The following is an 18,047-nucleotide window of genomic DNA, read 5'->3' as shown; positions in this document are numbered from 1 at the left end:
GAATCTTACTCGGCGGCCTCGGTCACACCCACAAGGATATCACGGATTTCGGCCTCTTTGATATCATCATGCTCGGCGATGACCACAAGGCGCGAGCGGCGCTCTTCACCAGGTTCCCACGGGCGGTCATACTGATGACGTACCCGCGAGCCGACGGCCTGTACCAGCAGGCGCATGGGCTTGCCCTGAACCGCGGCATAGCCTTTGACGCGCAGGATGTTCAGTTCCTTTGCCAGGCGTTCGATCTTGGCGACCAGATCCAGCGGATCAGTCTGTTCCGGCAGTTCGAGGATGATGCTTTCAAAATCGTCATGCTCGTGATCGTGATGACCATCATGATGGCTGGGACGCGCTTCCATGTCGTCCTCGGCGGCAGCTTCAAGGCCCAAGACAACGCGCACGTCCACGACACCTTCGGCGACTTCGACGACGGGTAGGGGGCGAGGGGCTTCGGCCGCGATGACCTCTTTGGCTTTGGCGACACCTTCGGGACCGGCCAGATCCGGCTTGGTCAGCAGGATGATGTCGGCGCAAGAGATCTGATCTTCAAACACCTCCGATAGTGGAGTCTCGTGGTCGATCGACTCATCGGCAAGGCGCTGGGCATCTACCGCTTCGACATTGGGTGCAAACCGACCAGCGGCAACCGCTTCGGCATCGGCCAAAGCGATCACGCCGTCGACTGTGATTTTCGAGCGAATGTCTGGCCAGTCGAACGCTTTGAGCAGCGGCTTAGGCAGAGCCAGGCCCGAGGTTTCGATCAGAATGTGATCGGGGCGCGGCTCCAAGGCCATAAGCGCTTCGATCGTGGGAATGAAATCGTCGGCCACAGTGCAGCAGATGCAGCCATTGGCCAGTTCCATGATGTTTTCTGCTGGGCAATCCGGGATTGCGCAGGATTTCAGGATATCGCCATCGACACCCACATCGCCGAACTCATTGACTACAACAGCCAAGCGCTTGCCTTGCGGGTTCTGCATCAAATGCTTGACCAGCGTCGTTTTGCCCGAGCCCAGAAAGCCGGTGATCACGGTGACGGGCAGTTTTTCGAGATTGCTCATTTCAGCGCTCCAATCGGGGGAATACGGGCCGCGCAATTCTTGCGGAAGTGTTCGGGGCGTTCACGCCATTTGACCAGCCCGTCCTCGGTCTGAAGGTACTTGGTGGCACCTTCAATGATGGTTTCGACGTGATCGGTTTCGCTCAGATGCTCATAGACGAATGTCCATCGATCAGGTCCACCACGCAGCACGATAGAACAGCCCTCATCGCAGTTTGAAAGGCATTCTACTGCTTTCAAGGTGATGCCCTCGGGCAGGGTGGCCTGTTCAAGCGCTTTGTGCAGCAATGTGCCGGGGCGTTGGGCGTCGTCTTCGACGGGTAGGCCGCGACGACAGGTGGTGCAGACCAGCAGTTCGACCGGTGTGGTGTCGGTCATGTCTCTCATCCCCCCAAATCCTCTTCGTGGGGGACGGGGTTTCATGCGGGCTGATTAAAGCCCCACACCGGAACACCCCGTCCGGTTTCATCTTCGGGCGTTGGCAGGTCTCCCGGCTTGCGGATGTCAGAGCGGTGCTCTGTCGGATGTCCCGCCTTCCCGGCATTCGCCAGTGGCTTGGGCACCCTCTCCGGTCACGGTCGCGGGGGCGGCTGCGTTTGACGGAAAATCCGCTGACGCATTCCCTTTTCATCTGCTGCTGCAGACACCAACACTTGGCTCTTGGGACAGCATCACCCCCCTTGTCAAGCGAGTCTCGCTCAACTGTGCGTACAGGGGCAAAAAAGCGACCTCTGAGGGTCGCTGGACGGCATGACTTAGGTCAACAGGCGTGTTCGCATGTGCATCGAAAGACGAACAGGGAGAGCGTCATATGAAAGTAGGCTTCATCGGGCTGGGAAACGTGGGCGGAAAATTGTCGGGCTCGCTGCTGCGCAATGGGATTGACCTGACCGTTCATGACCTCAACCCTGATCTTGTGTCTGGTTTTGTCGCGCAGGGTGCGAAGGCAGCTGAAAGCCCCGCCCAATTGATGCGTGATTGTGACGCCGTGATTACCTGTCTGCCATCTCCTGCCGCCTCGGACGCGGTAATGCAGGAGATGCTGTCCGAAGTGACATCCGGTAAGATCTGGATGGAAATGTCCACCACCGACGAAGCGGAAGTAAAACGATTGGGTGCTTCGGTGATCGAACGTGGGGGGGCTGCAGTCGATTGCCCGGTATCGGGCGGATGTCATCGGGCGGCTACGGGCAATATTTCGATCTTCGCAGGCTGCGATCGAGAAACATTTGAGCGCATTCTGCCGTTCCTGACGACGATGGGGCGCCGCGTTTTGCACACAGGCGATTTGGGATCGGCCTCAGTGTTGAAGGTGCTGACAAACTATTTGGCAACCGCAAATCTGATCACTTGCGCCGAGGCTTTGGTGACCGCAAAGGCCGCAGGGATGGATCTTGGCACGACCTATGAGGCGATCAAAATTTCGTCGGGCACATCATTTGTGCACGAAACGGAAAGCCAAGTGATTCTGAATGGGTCCCGCGATATTTCATTCACCATGGATCTGGTCAAAAAGGACATCGGTCTGTTTCAGGAGGTCGCCGACCGCGCCGGGGTGCCGCTGGAGATAAACCCGGTGATGATCAAGATTTTTGAGGACGGGATCTCTCGCTATGGAGAGAGAGAGCTATCTCCCAACATCATCAGGCGGCTGGAGGATGCGACCGGGCTTGAGATTCGGGCACCGGGATTTCCAGCCGAGATGCTGGACGATGAGCCAGAAAAGCCGGGCTATGAGGTGATCCCGCAATATCGACGGAGTGCTTGAGGTCAAGATAAAGAGATTACTTGATTTTGATGAAGGCCCTTCAACTCTTTGGTTCTTTGTGATGTGTTGAGCTCTGGCGTTGCAAGAATTAAGCACATTAATTGGAGTTGATTGCCTGGTTGCAGCGATCGGTTTTGGATTGGGAACCACTCGACTTGGAAGTAGCTTTCATTGATCAGATGGATAACACTCTGACAATTGATCCAGAGGCCACGAACCCGATTCAATTTGCGATGCAGTTTCAGAGAGTTGGCCCCGCTTCGGAGGAACGTTGCGCTATGCATAGCTTAGCAACTCGGACATGAAAGTGATCTTTGCATATCGCATCGGCCAGAAAACAATGGGTGGCAAGGCGATGCGTGTTGACCAGTTGGCTGCAATGGCGCGCGCGCATTTATCGGAGCGATACACATTCGAAGTCGTGTTGGCTCCCAAAGCCTCTCGGGTACATGCGTGTCAGCGATTTGTAGACTCCTGCAGGGACGCAATTGTGATTTTTCACAAAAGTGCTGCATCAAATTTGGGGCAGGAGTTTAGAGCGTCCTTGAAGAAAGTCGCGGCAGGCATTTGCGTTGATCATCTGGATGTCATTGCCGGGCAACTGGAAGCCGGTTTTGTGGACGTCCATATCGCTGCTTCGTATCAGGGTGAGCGTAGCTTGTGCCAGGGATTGCCCGCGCTTGATCCGACTCCGGGTGTTCAGGTGCGCCATCTGAGGCATCATGCGGATCCGCGACTCGTTCCGGAATCTGCACCCAAGGCGGAATTCAATTTGGGTTATTTCGGACTGCTTGATAACGTTGTCTTGCCGCCCGCTCTGGCAGAGCAGTCAGTAGTGCCCGGTTATAACGGTAAAGGTGATGTGGAGGCCTTCATCGCAAGACTATCAGAGGCAAACTTTCACATTTGCACGCGTGACCCGAGCCCTGTTCTCACTCGCGGAGTGTTGTCCTCTAAGCCCTTCACTAAGGGTTTCAACGCAGCTGTTATTGGGGCAAATGTGTTGGTAAATCGGCAGGTTCACGATGCCGAATATTATCTGGGTGCAGATTACCCTTACTTTGTGAAAAGCACTGACAGCGCGGCTATTGTCGAAGGAGTTGAGCGTGCGTCCGCAGAATTTGGTGGAGAGCAATGGCGAATAGCGCAGGCCCGAATGTCTGATTTGGCCCGGCAAGTAGCACCCGCAGAAGTCACCGGCGAATTGGACAAAATCCTAAGGCTATTCTAATTAGATCAACAATAGTCCGAGAATGGCACAGGCAAGAGTTTAACTTATGGCAAACGAGACCTTTCTCATCGTGACGACGATGAAGAACGAAGGGCCATTTATGATCGATTGGGTGGCTTACAACCGCGCAATCGGGTTCAATGATATCCTGATCTACACCAACGACTGTTCTGATGGCACAGATGTCATCGGTGATCGGATGCAGACCTTAGGCTGGGCGCATCATGAGCGCAACAAGGTCGGACCACGCGCTGCGCCCCAGAACCGGGCTTTTACCCGATCTCGCAGTCATCCAAGCTATCAGTCCGCAAATTGGATTATGAGCCTGGATGTGGATGAATACATCAATATCCGTTTGCCTGAAGGCAATGTTCAGTCACTTGTAGAGGCAAGCGGTGAAGCTGATGCAATATCGATCTGTTGGCGTATGTTCGGAAATGCCGGCTTAAACGACTTTGTCGATCAACCTGTCCCTGAGACATTCTTTCAGGCGGCCACCGAAGACAGCTACCCCCATCACCGGACAAAAGGTTTCAAAACGCTATTCCGAAATAACGGCAAGTTTAGCCGGTTTCGCGCCCACCGTCCTCGGATCAATCCAGAGGACGCCCCAAATCCCGACGCACCGTACGAAGGGGTGTTGTGGAGAGATGCAGGCGGAAACCTCTACCCGGCAGATCAGGTGAAATGGAAAGCGTGGCGAGGATTCAGCCATGAATTCGCGCGTATTCACCACTATGCAGTACGAAGTACCGATAGCTTTCTTGTCAAACGTGAACGGGGCCGGACTAACCATGTTGGCCAGGACCAAGGTCTGAAATACTGGCTTGTAATGAATCACAACGACGTCGAAGATCGCTCGATCTTGGGCCGCATGCCTGCCATGCATGACATCAAAGCCGAGATGATGGCTGATCCTCAGTTGGCCGAGCTTCACCACAAAGCCTGCGAATGGCATAGTGCAAAAGCCGCAGAGTTGAAGGCCAGACCTGATTGGCTCGATTTGGTTGAGGCCTTGCAGAATTCTCATATCGGAGAAGGCGCCCATGGCTGAAACCGTATCCGCCGAGGACCGCCGCAAGAAACAAGCCCTGCAGCGCGAGCGGAAAGATGCGCTGAGGCGCGAAATGCTCAGGACAATGCCGCACGGAAAGCTCAGCATCGAAATCGGCGTCTGGCGGGGCGAGTTTTCGCGGATATTACTCGATGAATTGAAGCCTTCTAAGCTGTGCCTCATCGACCCATGGGGCGTGCAGCCCGACGCAGATGGTGGCGCATCTTTGGCCGGAGCGCGTAGCCAAAACGATATGGACCGCATCTATGAAGCGGTGAAAAACACATACGCCTCTGAGATAGCGAAGGGTCAAGTTTCGGTAATTCGCGATTTTTCGGTTCCTGCACTGCGCCTGTTCGAAGATCAGAGTATCGGTTTCGCCTATCTTGATGGAGACCATTCATATGAAGGGGTCAAAGCGGATCTGGATGCGGTATTGCCGAAGATGATCGAAGGCGGTGTCATCATGTTGGACGACTACCATCGGAGGGGATGGTGGAAAGATGGTGTGATGCGTGCATTCCACGAGTTTTTGGGCGCAAACTCGGCGGGCTTGCGTCTCAAGGCGATCAAAGGCGCTCAGGTCGCGGTTCAAAAGCTATAGTCAATGAACCAATTTCATATCGAATTGGGGATGTTGGCACCCGAGAAGGACCTACAGAAGATGGCGCCACTTTGGTTCAACCGCAGGACTTGCAATGACTGACAGGATCGTTGTCTACACGACAATGAAGAACGAAGGCCCGTTCATGATTGATTGGGTGTCCTACTACCTGTCACTCGGCATTGACCATTTCCTCATTTACACCAACGATTGTGATGACGGCACCGATCTGATTGCAGAACGGCTCGGGGATCTGGGCATTGCAACTCATGTTGATAATTCGGTCAAGCCAAAGCAAAGCCCGCAGAACACGATGCTCAGGCGAGTTCGTTCACATCCGAGGTTTCTTGATGCGGACTGGACCTTTTCGCTGGACGTTGATGAATATCTGAACATCCGCCTTCCTGATCCCTCTATGCACAAGTTGCTGGAAAAGTTGCAGGAAACCGCAGGAGAGCCTTTTGATGTTGCCTCTTTTGCCTGGAAGCTATTCGGTTGCGGTGGCGTCGAAGACTTCAGCGATATTCCAGTGGCTGAGCAGTTCTTTCTTTGCGATACTGAGCAGGGCTTATATTCGGGTGTTGCGGGTGGGCTGAAGAGTATAACGCGCAACAACGGGTTATTCACCCGATATGGTCCGCATCGCCCCAAAGGAGTTGCGCCTGAGCGCACGTCCGAGATCAGATGGGTTGATGGTGGCGGGCAACTACTTGACCCCGAAGCTGTGACCTGGCGTGCCACATCCAACTACCGCCATGATTTTGCGCGTATCCATCACTATGTGACGCGTTCAATCGGGTCGTTCATGGTTAAACGGGATCGGGGTAAAACCAATCATATTCACGATGATCAGGCCGAATCCTATTGGAACAATATGAACGCGAATTTGGTTGAGGACCGGTCGATCTTGCCGCTTTGGGAAAAGGCTGCGGTAGAGCGGGAACGTTTGATGTCTGATGACCAACTGGCGTCCTTGCATGCCGCCGCGTGCTCTTGGCACGCGCAGAAAATTGTCGAGCTAAATCAAAGACCGGATTGGGTGGAATTCCGAGAGTTTTTGCACCGGTACAAGACCATGGGCCCCGGTCGCTGACGCATCTCAGGGCCGTAAGAAGTCTTGACGGGGCACCATTCAAAGACGCTGAGGCACAGCTTATTGGCCGCACTGTCGCCAGCGTTAGCGCTCTTGGGGTCTATCGATCAGGGATGCAATACGGCACCGAACAGCGGGAGCGTTCCAACACATGGGAGACAAGCGCAATCCTGACAGAAAAATGTTTCAAGTGGTCCGATATCAGTCCGTTTCCGAAGGAGCCGCCGTTGGTAGTTGCGCAGGGTTGAGTGGCCGGCTGAGTAATATCGCGAGTAGTTGCTTCTTCTAACAATTCACTGCACGACAAACGACACAGTAACCCTCGTCCGCCTTTTATCCTCGTCCTGTATGGAGAGTCGCATCGTGTGCCGCCCAACCGGCAGTTCAGCCGAACGTGCGAGCAGGCGCGAACCTTCGACTGAGGCGTGCTTCATTATTCGTTTGGTCACATTGATCCATGCTGGACCCATACGATAGTCGATCCGAATTGACGACAAATCAACTGCCGTATCTCCTCTCGGGCTAATGTCTACATCAATATTGACAGGCGACTGGACAATATCCTTTTTGGGCGAATTGAAATTTACGAAGGGGCCATCGGATTGAGTAACGGTCAATCCTCGGTCTAGAGACTCAGTAATTTTAGGTTGATTGTCGAGTTCTGCCATTTCATCTGGAGTAAGCAGGGAGAACACTTCTTGCTCGCTATTTCGCGGAAGAAGACTCCATACGGAAAAGGCCAACACAAACAGTATTGCACCAATCAACAACCATCTCGCACGCACTACCCACACATACATCACCTTAAGCAAACCAGAATGAAACGAGACTATCACACAACGAGACAATATCTCAATTTGCGGGACTTGGTCTGAAATCGAGTCGCCCAATTGTAGAAGAAAATGGGCATTGCGCATGGAATCACACGGCAAGTCTTGCGGCGCGATAAAAGCCCAAATCGGGCTACATTTCTCCTATGTGACCCCAAAGAACAAGCATTTGTATCGCTCGGTCTGGGAAGGTCGTGTAAGCTATTGAATTCTTTTGGAGGCGAGTACCAATTTCGAACCCGCGTAAAGGAACTCTATTTCTTAATAAATAACAATTTTTTAGTGAAATGTTGGCGGTACGTGGGTTTGTGAATGTTGCGGGATTGTTGGTTTAAATTGTTCATTGGCTTGTCTTCGCGGTCGATATCGATTGTCGCATGATGGTGCAACACGAGGGGAAGCGGCACAGGCTTGCCTAAGTCCGCTGATTGGGATGCGGGTCGGTTGATCAGTCAGATATGAGAGTTGGATGCGGAGGTAACTCACCGACCACGAGGCAAGGAGATGGCGCACTGGCTGATGCCGGCACCGGGAATTGGGCCGCTCGTTGCCACTGCACTAGTTGCCCTCTCGTTCCCGAACTGGATTCTTCGCCAACATCTAAATTCATTGATCCTCGTCAAGATTGGAAAAGGTATGATGTGATACAGTTGATGCCAAAAATGGGGGCTATCATGAAAGAATTAGTCGAGATTGGAAGAACATTTGTTCAGGCAATGCGTGATCGCAGGGGCCTTGCAAATGTTGATGAAATGTATGCCGAGAACGCTCAATCCATAGAAGCGGTTGTGCCTCCGGTTCGACAGTTTCGCATTACCAAAGGCCGTGATGCTATCAAAGGGAAAAGAGAGGATTGGCTGGCAGCTCATGAAATCATCGAACTCGAAGTCGATGGCCCCTATGTTCATCCCCCAAACCGCTTCAGTGTGCGATACATGGCTAAGGTAACGCAGAAGGAGACTGGGCAACGTATCGCCCTGAGCGAGATTGCTGTTTATTCTGTAGCAGACGGAAAGATTGTATTGGAAGAGTTCTTCATGTTGCCGAAGTAGGAGCGGCAACCCGCAATACTGACGTAGTGTTGGTTTCATCCGCACGCTGGAAGTGTGGCTTGTAAGTGCTTTGACGCGATGGATGGACAATTGGGCATTTGTTTCTACCGCGTGATGCTTGGCCTGGACGTCTGACCGGTAATGCGCCTTGTTTCATTCGCAATGCCGATACGACCGGGATGTCTTTTGACGCGATACCGAGGACGCTTGGTTGCGCAAGATCAAGGTAATTAGATGCATTTTTTGCGATAATGCTGCCTCACCCCAATCGCACCAAAGGAGGAGGATCAGAAAATGCTTGAAGACAAAAAAAACCCGCAACTGTTTGCTGGAACACATCCGCTATCTGATAATTTTCGACGCGAAATGGAATCCATGATGTCACGCTTTTTCGGGGGCGCAGCGCCATTCCTGCCACTGGAAACAGCCGCGCAACGCACGGGCTTCCCGTCGTTGGACATGACGGGTGCGATTTCGCCGGCGATTGACATCCACGAGACGGATGCGGCGATAATTCTCACCGCTGAATTGCCGGGCCTCGAAGAAGACGATGTCGAAGTCGAAATCAAGGACCGCAGATTGACCCTACGAGGCCAGAAGAAGGTCACGCATGATGACACGGGCGATCTGCGCGTTAGTGAGAGAAGCTATGGTAGTTTTACCCGGACAATGACGCTGCCTGATGCAGTCGATATCGAGGAGATTTCTGCTGCGTTCGACAAAGGGGTCCTGCACGTCACGATGCCGAAAACCGAACCTCAGGATCCCAGCCGAAAGATTAAGGTCTCATCGAAATAGGCGCGATGGGGGCGCACGCGCAACCATCATGGTCCGGGCAGCATGCGCGGACCCTTGGTGTTCTTAAAACGAGCACATAATTGCCCACCATAGCGGTTTCACTGCTGGGCATGATAATGTGTCAATAGCGCTGGAGAACTGAGATGGACGATGCGGACGCCTGACAAAAGCGATGTGGAAAGTGAAACGGGCGATGTCCGTGCATTTCTGGAGAGCTTGACGGGGCCGTCCCGCGGAACCGTTACCTGGCTTGTCGGCAACGCTTTGGCTGCTTCGGTGGGTCCTGATCGTATCCTGAAGTTCAGGCGGAAAGAGGATTTGCCCCCGCATGACGAAGACGTGGCGACCATTCAGTGGTCGCAAGGCGGTTACACGCTAAACGCGTTGCCCGGCCGGGATATCTGGGTCAACGGTCAAAAAACCGCTTCTACAATTCTAGGGCATGGCGACATGATTGAATTCGGTGAAGAGGGCCCCATGTCGCGCTACAGGATGTGTGACCACTCATTCCCTGCACATCACACGGTCGAAGACATAATAAGTGACGCTTATGTGTATACGCGCTCCAGCCGACGACCCTTCGCCAGAAAAATGTCCGGTGCGCTGCGCGAAGGCGGGCGTCGGCTGACATCACAAACCACGGTTTTATTCAGGGTTGCCGTTATCGGTGTGCTTCTTCTGATCTTTGCCTTTGGCTATTTGCTTTTTCAGAACGACCGGAAGCTGGCGGACAGCCTTAAACAGGAATCTCTCAAGATCGAGGCGGTTGCCGTGATGCTCGCGCAGACACGAGAAGATGCATTGACGGCGGATGATCTGGTCGCGCTCAGAGAGGCGTTTGACAACCAGGTAATTTCCACCGAGCAGCGCCTTGGGACATTGGAAGACCGTGCAGGTGCGTCCAGGCGGGTAGTCACGGCCTCGACGCGATCCATTGCCTTTATCCAAGGGGCCTACGGATTGCGACAAACCGAAAGCGGTAAATTGCTGCGGCATGTGCTTGGCCCGGACGGGGAGAAACTAAAAACTCCATTCGGGAAACCATGGATTGAACCGGATGCAACAGGCGCGCCGGCAGAGTTTCAGTTCACCGGAACCGGGTTTCTGCTGCATGGCACCTCTCTGTTGGTGACCAACCGTCATGTCGCCTTGCCCTGGACTACCGGGGATCGGGCGCAGGCCCTGAAGGCCGCAGGGCTTGAGGCCGAGATACTTAGTCTGCTGGCTTATCTGCCAGAGCAATCCAAGCCAATGGAAGCGGTATTGCTTAGGGCAAGCAAAACGGCCGATCTGGCGCTTCTGTCTGTTGATGCGAGCCGGGTTCAAGGGCTCGGGCTTTCACTGGCACCTGACCCGCCGCGGGCAGGTGAAGAAGTTTTCCTGCTTGGATTTCCGACTGGCCTTAAGGCCTTGATTGTGCAGGCCGGGCCGGACTTTCTGAAAACGCTTGAGAGCGATGGCACCGTCGATTTCTGGACGATTGCAAAACACCTTTCAGAGCAGAACAAGATCCGGCCTCTGGCCAGCCGGGGGATCGTCGCCCAGACCAGCCCTGATGCGGTCGTTTATGATGCGGAAACCACAACCGGCGGAAGCGGCGGACCTGCCCTGAACCGAAACGGCGAGGTGGTTGCCATCAATGCCGCGATCTTACCGGAATTTGGCGGCTCGAATATTGGCGTTCCGGTGTCACACCTCAAGACACTTCTCGATGAAAGCGATTGATCCGCATATTTAATCGCGTGTCTGATAAGATGAGTTTTGCACAAGAAAAACCACAGCCAGAGGAACGATAACAGAGATCAAGGCCACGGTAATCAGCAAGTTCCCCAAGTGGCTATAGTCAGCGACGGAGGCAACGGTACCCGTTCTGGGATCGGTAACCGCGCGGGTAACGGTAAAGATCTGATTCAGGTATTTTGTACCGAGGCTGCTTGCTGACAATGCCATGTTGGTGAACGACGCCATGACTGCGAAAAAGGTAGCTTTCAGATGTGTTGGGGCGTTGCGCGCGATCCAGGCCAACATTGGGACCATCGCGATCTGACCCAGCGGTGACTCGACTGCTGTGTCGAGTATGGCGATAAACCTTGCATCCACGACACCACCAGTGCGCGCGGCCGTCCATTCATGCACCCCGTAGTACAAGGCAAGGTTTGGCAGGGCCAGCACTCCTGCGGCAATCGTGAGTAACACTACAACCTGCGCAATCGAATGACTTGCCATAATCGGCCTGAGGATAATCAGGCCAAGCAGAGCAAGTAGTGAGGTCAGAAGCGCTAGAATGGCCAGGAACTGTTCGTCAAACCCAAGCTCGTCGATCTCGAACCAAGTCAGGCCCGGTCCTGGCAAGGGAACTGCTCGAAAAACGAAAATGATAGTTGCTGTCCCGATCAGGACTTTGGCCTGTTTCGACTCCAGCTCTCTCAGCAAACGCGACATGAGGTAGAGAATGACCGTCAGCGACACCGCAAAAACGGTCTCTTGCGCGAAGGCAAAATTTGCGGTTCCCAACACTATGCTGAGAACAACAAACGCAAAGCCACCCAGCAGAATGGGCCACCTGACTTCGGTGGTTTGATCGGGTCTGTGCGGAAGGTGTCCTTGACGAACGAGGCGACGCTGTATCAGAGCGTGAAGAACCACTCCGCTGATCGAAAGCAAGGGGATAACCAGAGCGACAAGATAGACCTGACCGTAGAGAACCAAACGATCGCCTTTCTCCAGATCTTCTGCCCCCGAAAAAATCCAGATGTTAACCGCTGCGACTCCTGCAAACCCGGATATGATCGCGATCCTGCCGAGGGTCTGCATTGTGGTGTGCCGTGCACGAACTTCTTCCGGCGCAAAAGCGCGTCCGTCGCGGTCCGATTGCGGCACCGCTTCTACTGTCATGGCGTCAGCAACGACATCCTGAATGGCATAACCTGAAGGAGCCAACATCAAAGCAACGACGTACCAATCCTCTAGTGGCATAATGCCGGCCATATGGTCAGGCGCAGCCACAAGCCTGTACATGATGAGCAATGACGCCGTGATAAGGGTTGCGCCAACGACAATCAGCAGGGATTTCCAGCGCCAGAACAGATCAACTAGATGACCCAGCGGCATTTTTAGAATCCACGGTAACCCGGCCCAGAATGCCAATCCCGCAACAAAAGCGGCGGATAGATTCAGATATTCCTTAAGAAAAAACGCACCGACGACGGATGTTAGTCCCGAAACCCCGGCCGCAAAGTAAACCATCAATGGTGGTAGGTAAGACCATTGCAATTGCTCGATCAGATCAACAAAGGTCCGGTGCCACCAGCCTGAAATCCGCCTTCCAAGTGTTGATCGGTCAGTGTTCATGCGTCAGTCGGACCCCGTTCTGGTGACCCCGTGCTGTCGGTTTTCCTCTCAGAGAAATCCGGCACCAAAAAGCAGGGCGCTGGTCAGCACCCCAAGGATTGGTACAACAAGAGGTACGCGGAAATGTTCCCGAGTTGACCCAGGCCGGGACTTCAGCAATATCAGCGAGATGTTGACCAAAACAAACACTCCCAAAACGATCTGGGATGTGCGTTCCGCCAGTATTCCGATTGGCAGAGTTTGCGTCAGCAGAAGGATTATCGCAACAACCAACAGTGTTGCGACGACCGGTGTTTGGGTTACCTGCGGGACAGTCGCCAGTATTTTCGGCAGGTGGTCCCGGTCGGCAAGGCCATAGATCACTCGCGACGCCATGATCATCTGGATCAGGACGCCGTTGACTGTCGCAACAACCGCGACTGCGGCGAACCCCTGTTTGATCACTTCGGGTGCGTTCGAAAAAACCAGAGTAAGCGGGGCTGCCGAAGCTGACAAGGCATCGATAGGAACAACAAGCAGAACCGTCATTGAGGTCGCCAGATAAAGACCCGTCGCCAGAACGAGAGTCAAAAGGATAGCCTTTGGAATTGTGTGGGTTGGGTCTTTTACTTCTTCGGCGACGTTTGCCATGTCCTCAAACCCGACAAAGGCAAAAAAGGCCAGCAGAGATGCCGCCATAATACCGCGCCAGGTATTGAGCTCGAGTCCCGGCACCATCTCACTAATTTCATAGCCTTGCGCTTCCTGCACGGACATGCCCCAGCCAATCACAAAAAGAAGCCCCGCAATCTCGATGACCGTGATCACGGCTGCCACAAATACCGATTGTGTAATGCCCCAGAGTGCAATCAGACCCATGACCGACACAACGCCGATCGTAAGCAACGCGGTGCCAAGCCCCGTCAGGGTGTGAAGGTATGAGGCCGCCCCGATCGCAACAGCGGAGGCTGAAATAATCCCAGACGCAGCAACAGCAAGACCGATTAGAACCGCCATCCAGCCCCTTTGAAATCCCGCTTCAACGTATGCCGCTTCTCCCGCGCTTACGGGAAAGCGTGTCGCGAGTTCGGCGTATGACAAAGCCGTCAGCGAAACGACGAGAGCAGCAACAAGAAACGAAATTGCTGCATAAGGGCCCGCGGCCTCGGCGGTGGCGCCGACCAGCACATAAATTCCCGCACCGACGGTAACACCGAGCCCATATAGTGTAAGCAACGGGGTGGTAAGAGAACGCCGGAGTTTAGGTGCCGGTGGATCAACTGTATGCATTCACCTCACTCCTTGATGGACAATTGCCTGGGTGCCGAAGCAGTGCCGCAAACAAGCACCCCAATCATAAATCAAGGGCTCGTCACCACTCATGCCGAGCTTCCGCTAAAACATTCATACTTTGATATGTAATGCTTCATTTGGCATTGATCTATATCATTAGGCGCTAAGACCCGATCAGCGAGGCGGATTCGACTGCTACGATCGTCCTTTCGTGATGGTTTTTCTCAGTTGGTACTCAAAGGCTGAATATGAGCGAGATCAATGAAACATTCATTCGATATCGCGTATTCTCAACTCGAAATGCTGAACTTGTCGGAGGAACAGATGCTAGTTTGTCGCACACTTCTTTTGTCAATTTTTACTGCAAGCGCTGCACTGGCGCAGGACATAGACCTTCAAAATGGGCACGATCTCTACCGAACTTATTGTTGGCAATGCCATGGTTTCGAGGCCACAGGAGATGGTCCAATGGCGGAGATGCTGGCAATAAGGACACCTGATCTGACGAGGCTCGCGGCCCAAAACGACGGCGTTTTTCCGATTGAGGCGGTGGCGCGTCAAATTGATGGTCGCGCACCATTGCTCGCGCATGGCGGAGAAATGCCCATTTTCGGACCAGCTTTGGATTCGGATCAAAAAGTTGCGCTGACCATGCCTGACGGCCAGCCGATGTTCGCAGGTGTTCCGTTGGCAAATGTAATTTATTATCTGGAGTCTATTCAAATCGAGTAGGATGGTACAAATGCCGCCATTAGATTGTAGAGCACCACTGCCTAAGTTTGGTGACACTGGTTGATCTACATTAAGGTTGTTTTTTGCGAGATCTGGTAACATTCAGCATTTGGAAGATGAGGAGGAATCTCCAATGCCTGAAGAGAAGCCAAAATCATGTTACTCCAACCCACTTGTCGATGTTTTTAAGCAGATGCAGCCGACTACCACGGCCAATCCGTTTTTAGGCGCTCAGCTTGAGCAATTCTGGGACACGCAGGAAAAATCACTTAAAGAGGCAGAGGCCTTTGCTCAACATTGGTTTGAGAGGCGTCACGAGGCTGTTCGAACCGCACTGGAAGCTGCGCGTTCGGCGTCTGCCGCAGACCCGACTGATCCGGCGAAAGCACTGCAAACCATAGCAGAGTGGCAGAAGCATTCAGCCGAACGCCTTGTAGCTGACGCACAGGAATGGTTCGAAACAGTTGCCCGATGTGCAGGATATGCAGCGGAAACCGAAGCCGAAGCAGTAGAAAAGACGATAGATGATGTTGCAAGCACAGCAAAGAAAGCGGGTAAGTCTTCGAAATCAGAACCGGTTTAGAGTGCCGCATCACTGCGGAGGCCAGATAGATCGTAGCTGGAGCAATGGAAGGTAGCTAATATGTATAAAAACATTCTGGTACCGGTCGCGCTGGACAAAGATCATGATACACAGGCTTCATTTGAAGCTGCTCGTTTGCTGGCGAATGCAAATGCGGAATTCACAGTGCTCCATGTGCAGGAACCGATCCCTGCATATGTGGCATCCCAGATACCCGAGGAAGTTCTGGCAAACACGCGAAAAGAGCTTCAGGAAGGCCTACATCGGAACGCTGCAGAGCTACCGGGTGCGAAACCGCGGCTTATCTCGGGGAGCGCTGGCCGAGCGATCGTTGATTTCGCAAATGAAAACGACATCGATTGCATAGTGCTGGCCTCACACAAGCCGGGAATCGAAAACTTATTTATTGGGTCGACTGCGAACCGGGTCGTTCACCACGCCAAATGCTCAGTCCATGTGATCCGCTGAACCGGTTTCTGGTAAATGCCGCATGTCGATTTAACGTCGTGGATGAGTCGACTTTCCAGACCCGAGTTATTTTACGATCATCAGACCACTGCATGACCATGTGGAAATGGAAGGCGTTGATAGGCTCAATGAGTGGGCCCGACTGAATGGGCTGCGAAAGTTGAATTCAGGGGAATGGCATAGCCATGAACAAACACCTGCAATTTTGCTGTGTAGGTCCAAACGCCGATCTTTCCGCGTCTTCCTCTCAAATCTCGCACTCCGGCGGGAATCAATCTTTTGATTAAAGATTGCCCGACCTCGTCCGTCGTATCTATTGCTTCGATCAACAAATCGCTAACCACCAAAGAGGCTTTTGGTTTCCGGGACAGCTGCTCAAGCCTGCTTGCGACGTTCACGGTATCGCCGATGACACTGTATTCAAGACGGCGTCGGTTTCCGATGTCACCTGAGATAACGGGACCGAAGTGGATGCCAATCCCAATGCGCGCCGGAGGAAGCCCTTCGGCACTCCTGTTACGGTTCCAGATGCTCAATGTCTCAAGCATGTCATGGGTTGGAAGCTTCATAGACCGCGCGGCACTTGAAATTGATGCCAGTACTGATTGAGGCCCGCGACGAAGAACGGCAATGGGAGGGTGCTGGTGTCAGGGGGCTCGATGCAAACTCGGAACCTCAAAAGTCGTTCGACAAATCTTTCATCTACAAACAAGTCGCACGCCTCGGCCGGGTTGTCGGACCTGAAGCAAGACAAGACCAACTAAACTCGTGGCTTAGGTTCAGCGAGGTCACCTAAATCGAAATCAAGATTTCCTCTGGGTATTGGCCCGTTCTCGTTGAAACGGGAATAAATCACATGCAAATCAAATCTCGTGTATGAAATAAATTTCAAATATCAAAATTTATACCGAAAGTATTTGACGCCTCCTTTGCGGCGACCTTAAAAGTGGGTGTGCAATAAACATCAACTAGTGAAATATCTTGCGATTAAGTTGGGGAGGAACAAGGCACCTCAACAGCAAGAGCTTTCTGCAGGGAGGAAATCTATGAAGTACAGTGGATTAAACACATTCTTCGCATCCGCCGCATTGGCAGTTGCTGGAATCACTGCCGAGTCGACGCAGGCCGAAAGCATCATGTGTGAGCCCGGCGAGACTTATGTTATGAACGTCATGGTTTCGGGCCACCCCTATTGGGTTCCGGTCTATCAGGGCTTCAAGCAAGCGGCAGATGCGTTTGGTTGCGATACTGTGTTCTCAGGAACGCCTGACTATGACATCACCAAGCAGATCGCCTCGTTCGAGCAGGATCTGGTAAAGTCGCCAGCGGGTGTTTTGCTGCATCCGATGCAATCCGATCCTTTCATCGAGCCAATCAATCGCGCCATCGACGGCGGCACTGAGATTGTGACATTCGCCGCCGACAGCCCGAATTCCAAGCGTACCGGTTATATCACGTCGGACAACCATGCCGAAGCGAAGTTCGCTGCCGAAGAGATTGTCAAACAAGTGGGTGACAGCGCCGAATATGCGGTTCTTGAGAACCCGGGCCAGTCGAACCATGACCTGCGCGTGACGGCTCTGATCGCGTATATGGAGGCGAACTATCCAAACATGAAGCTGGTCGGTCGTCAGGCCACGAACCAGGACAGCAATGCGGCCTATCGTGCGACGGCTTCGATCATTCAGGCCAACCCGAATGTGGCGGCGATCTGGATCCCCGAAGCCGGCTCGGCGGAAGGTGCGGTTGCAGCCAAGCTGGAAGCCAATTCCGATATCTTGATTATGCATGCGGACGTGACACCCACAACCTTGGAGCATATTCGCGCGGGCAACATCCACATGTCTCTGAACCCCAACCAGGGCGTGCAGGGCTTCATGGGCTTCATGGCAGTGCATCTGGCAAACCGGTCGGATGTATTCGATCCGTTCAATGACTGGAGAACCAGCGGCTTCAACCCGGTTCAGATCCCGTTCATGGACAATGGCTTTGCGGTCATCACTAAAGACAATGCCGACAGCTTTGATCTGAACGTCTACATGGAAGGCCGCGATCCGGCCTGATCGGGTAACTCCCCAGTGAGCCGCCCGTGCAGTTCCGATTTTCACGGGCGGTTCCAGCGACAAATAAGAGACACCCCAGAAGGTGCTG

Annotated in this window: 18 protein-coding genes and 1 riboswitch; of the genes, 12 read left to right on the top strand and 6 right to left on the bottom strand. The window is 53.4% G+C overall.

Annotation, left to right across the window (positions count from 1 at the left end):
• Positions 1 to 5: 5 nt before the first annotated feature.
• Complete coding sequence (gene cobW, locus ACR3EJ_RS15660; RefSeq protein ID WP_170538812.1) at positions 6 to 1,061, bottom strand: cobalamin biosynthesis protein CobW; 1,056 nt, start codon at positions 1,059 to 1,061, stop codon at positions 6 to 8.
• Entirely contained in the window at positions 1,058 to 1,438 is a 381-nt protein-coding gene (locus ACR3EJ_RS15655; protein WP_170468906.1) for a DUF1636 family protein, read from the bottom strand. Before ACR3EJ_RS15655 ends, cobW begins: the two co-directional genes overlap by 4 nt.
• A gap of 85 nt (positions 1,439 to 1,523) precedes the next feature.
• A riboswitch (cobalamin riboswitch) is annotated at positions 1,524 to 1,726 on the bottom strand.
• A gap of 145 nt (positions 1,727 to 1,871) precedes the next feature.
• Between ACR3EJ_RS15655 and ACR3EJ_RS15650 the strand changes: the two genes are divergently transcribed.
• The 5 genes from ACR3EJ_RS15650 (at position 1,872) to ACR3EJ_RS15630 (ending at position 6,810) form a co-directional block, all read left to right on the top strand.
• Positions 1,872 to 2,828 carry an NAD(P)-dependent oxidoreductase gene (locus ACR3EJ_RS15650; RefSeq protein ID WP_170538814.1) on the top strand — a complete coding sequence of 319 codons (957 nt, stop codon included), beginning with the start codon at positions 1,872 to 1,874 and terminating at the stop codon, positions 2,826 to 2,828.
• Between the two features lie 301 nt (positions 2,829 to 3,129).
• The gene (locus ACR3EJ_RS15645; protein WP_170538816.1) at positions 3,130 to 4,059 is read left to right on the top strand and encodes a hypothetical protein; all 930 of its coding nucleotides are present in this window, start codon (positions 3,130 to 3,132) and stop codon (positions 4,057 to 4,059) included.
• A 46-nt stretch (positions 4,060 to 4,105) separates the two neighbouring features.
• Positions 4,106 to 5,113 carry a glycosyltransferase family 2 protein gene (locus ACR3EJ_RS15640; protein WP_480423101.1) on the top strand — a complete coding sequence of 336 codons (1,008 nt, stop codon included), beginning with the start codon at positions 4,106 to 4,108 and terminating at the stop codon, positions 5,111 to 5,113.
• Entirely contained in the window at positions 5,106 to 5,717 is a 612-nt protein-coding gene (locus tag ACR3EJ_RS15635; protein WP_170468912.1) for a class I SAM-dependent methyltransferase, read from the top strand. Before ACR3EJ_RS15640 ends, ACR3EJ_RS15635 begins: the two co-directional genes overlap by 8 nt.
• 94 nt (positions 5,718 to 5,811) lie before the next feature.
• Positions 5,812 to 6,810, top strand: coding sequence for a glycosyltransferase family 2 protein (locus ACR3EJ_RS15630; protein WP_170538818.1), 999 nt, complete (start codon positions 5,812 to 5,814; stop codon positions 6,808 to 6,810).
• Positions 6,811 to 7,103: 293 nt separating this feature from the next.
• Here the strand turns inward: ACR3EJ_RS15630 and ACR3EJ_RS15625 are convergent, their stop codons facing one another.
• Complete coding sequence (locus ACR3EJ_RS15625; protein WP_170538820.1) at positions 7,104 to 7,727, bottom strand: hypothetical protein; 624 nt, start codon at positions 7,725 to 7,727, stop codon at positions 7,104 to 7,106.
• A 587-nt stretch (positions 7,728 to 8,314) separates the two neighbouring features.
• On the opposite strand from ACR3EJ_RS15625, the gene ACR3EJ_RS15620 reads away from it, so the two are divergent.
• The 3 genes from ACR3EJ_RS15620 (at position 8,315) to ACR3EJ_RS15610 (ending at position 11,215) form a co-directional block, all read left to right on the top strand.
• Complete coding sequence (locus ACR3EJ_RS15620) at positions 8,315 to 8,692, top strand: nuclear transport factor 2 family protein (RefSeq protein ID WP_170538822.1); 378 nt, start codon at positions 8,315 to 8,317, stop codon at positions 8,690 to 8,692.
• Between the two features lie 294 nt (positions 8,693 to 8,986).
• Positions 8,987 to 9,490: an Hsp20/alpha crystallin family protein gene (locus tag ACR3EJ_RS15615; RefSeq protein WP_170468929.1), complete on the top strand. Its 504-nt coding sequence runs from the start codon at positions 8,987 to 8,989 to the stop codon at positions 9,488 to 9,490.
• Positions 9,491 to 9,640: 150 nt separating this feature from the next.
• Positions 9,641 to 11,215: a trypsin-like peptidase domain-containing protein gene (locus ACR3EJ_RS15610; RefSeq protein ID WP_170538824.1), complete on the top strand. Its 1,575-nt coding sequence runs from the start codon at positions 9,641 to 9,643 to the stop codon at positions 11,213 to 11,215.
• Positions 11,216 to 11,224: 9 nt separating this feature from the next.
• On the opposite strand, the gene ACR3EJ_RS15605 is transcribed toward ACR3EJ_RS15610, so the two are convergent.
• Entirely contained in the window at positions 11,225 to 12,841 is a 1,617-nt protein-coding gene (locus ACR3EJ_RS15605) for an MFS transporter (protein ID WP_170538826.1), read from the bottom strand.
• A gap of 48 nt (positions 12,842 to 12,889) precedes the next feature.
• Positions 12,890 to 14,110 (bottom strand): amino acid permease, encoded by a 1,221-nt coding sequence (locus ACR3EJ_RS15600; protein WP_170538828.1) that lies wholly within the window; start codon positions 14,108 to 14,110, stop codon positions 12,890 to 12,892.
• A 264-nt stretch (positions 14,111 to 14,374) separates the two neighbouring features.
• Here ACR3EJ_RS15600 and ACR3EJ_RS15595 point away from each other — a divergent pair, with 264 nt between their 5' ends.
• The 3 genes from ACR3EJ_RS15595 (at position 14,375) to ACR3EJ_RS15585 (ending at position 15,896) form a co-directional block, all read left to right on the top strand.
• Positions 14,375 to 14,845: a cytochrome c family protein gene (locus ACR3EJ_RS15595; protein WP_170468940.1), complete on the top strand. Its 471-nt coding sequence runs from the start codon at positions 14,375 to 14,377 to the stop codon at positions 14,843 to 14,845.
• 109 nt (positions 14,846 to 14,954) lie between these two features.
• Positions 14,955 to 15,428 (top strand): phasin family protein, encoded by a 474-nt coding sequence (locus ACR3EJ_RS15590; protein ID WP_480423098.1) that lies wholly within the window; start codon positions 14,955 to 14,957, stop codon positions 15,426 to 15,428.
• 60 nt (positions 15,429 to 15,488) lie between these two features.
• Entirely contained in the window at positions 15,489 to 15,896 is a 408-nt protein-coding gene (locus ACR3EJ_RS15585; protein ID WP_170468943.1) for a universal stress protein, read from the top strand.
• A gap of 125 nt (positions 15,897 to 16,021) precedes the next feature.
• Here ACR3EJ_RS15585 and ACR3EJ_RS15580 read toward each other — a convergent pair whose 3' ends face one another.
• The gene (locus ACR3EJ_RS15580; RefSeq protein WP_170538830.1) at positions 16,022 to 16,465 is read right to left on the bottom strand and encodes an adenylate/guanylate cyclase domain-containing protein; all 444 of its coding nucleotides are present in this window, start codon (positions 16,463 to 16,465) and stop codon (positions 16,022 to 16,024) included.
• Positions 16,466 to 16,942: 477 nt separating this feature from the next.
• Between ACR3EJ_RS15580 and ACR3EJ_RS15575 the strand changes: the two genes are divergently transcribed.
• A complete protein-coding gene (locus ACR3EJ_RS15575; protein WP_170538832.1) occupies positions 16,943 to 17,959 on the top strand; it encodes a substrate-binding domain-containing protein in 1,017 nt (338 codons plus the stop codon).
• Positions 17,960 to 18,047: the final 88 nt, after the last annotated feature.

It is taken from the genome of Ruegeria sp. AB11 (genome assembly GCF_056536325.1).
This window is presented reverse-complemented; position numbering and strand designations above follow the sequence as displayed.